At 47.2% G+C, this 699-nt stretch carries 1 protein-coding gene; it reads right to left on the reverse strand.

From position 1 onward, the window contains the following. Positions 1–699 (reverse strand): protein adenylyltransferase SelO family protein (locus tag R8N49_RS27255; protein WP_318190467.1); only part of this gene is annotated, 699 nt, incomplete at both ends.

The following is a 699-nucleotide window of genomic DNA, read 5'->3' on the forward strand; positions in this document are numbered from 1 at the left end:
CGGCTCACCAATTTCATCTACCTCCAGCTCACATCGAGCCAAATACAAATCAAGCCACGCTTGGGCGGCTTCCCGGTCAATAAACAAATCAATGACCTCTTGCGCTGGCTGTTTATCGAGGTTGGACAACGCTCTAAAGAATCGCGTGTAGTCGGTATGATTCTGATTAAGCAGTTCAAACATCGACTCAAACAAACGTCCGTCTTCTGCAATTTTTGTTTTCAAACCCAGCTTACTGCGCATCAAGCAGCTAAACTGCTGGCTTAAACGCCCTTCAAATTGGCTCAGTGCCTGTTCTAAATCTTCTCGCTCGACGAGCGGTGATAAGGCATGTGCCAAAGCAGAAAGATTCCACAGGGCAATTCGCGGTTGCTGCTCGAACGCATAACGCCCCTGATAATCAGAATGGTTACAAATGTACCCCGGTTCATAATCGTCGAGAAAACCAAATGGCCCGTAATCAAAGGTTTGCCCGAGAATTGACATGTTATCGGTGTTCATCACGCCATGAGCAAACCCATACGCTTGCCAGTAAGCAATCATGTCCGCTGTTTTCTGAACAATTTCACCAAACATTGCAGCGTATGGCTTCTCTGCCGACGCACAATCAGCAAAGTGCCACTCGATGACTTTGTCCGCCAGCAACTTTTGCTCTGCCAATTGATTGGTATAGAAAAGGTGCTCGAAATGGCCAAAACG

Source organism: Vibrio sp. 1978, from assembly GCF_033344345.1.